This is a genomic window from Bacillus sp. GbtcB10 (assembly GCF_019091365.1).
Lineage (GTDB): Bacteria > Bacillota > Bacilli > Bacillales > Bacillaceae > Bacillus > Bacillus altitudinis.
On record NZ_JAGXJP010000356.1, the window covers coordinates 1 to 240 of the forward strand.

A 240-nucleotide genomic window follows, 5' to 3' on the forward strand; every position below is an offset into this window, starting at 1 on the left:
TAATGCGCTATATTGGAAATGGGACGTTAAAAACATATATGCAGTGTAAAAAAAGTTTGGAAGAGTGGGTGATTCCTAGCCATGAAAACGGTCTCGGTTTATTTGTATTGATTGAAAAGGAAACGGGAATACGAATTGGTCATGCAGGATTAGTTAAGCAGCAAATAAATGGAAAAGAGGAAATTGAAATTGGTTATTGGTTATTACCTAAATATTGGGGAAAAGGGTATGCGAAAGAAG

General features: G+C 35.4%; 1 protein-coding gene. It reads left to right on the forward strand.

Annotated features, from left to right (window positions below):
• The coding region (locus KVT11_RS20485; RefSeq protein ID WP_217609210.1) for a GNAT family N-acetyltransferase at positions 1-240 on the forward strand (240 nt) is incomplete at both ends.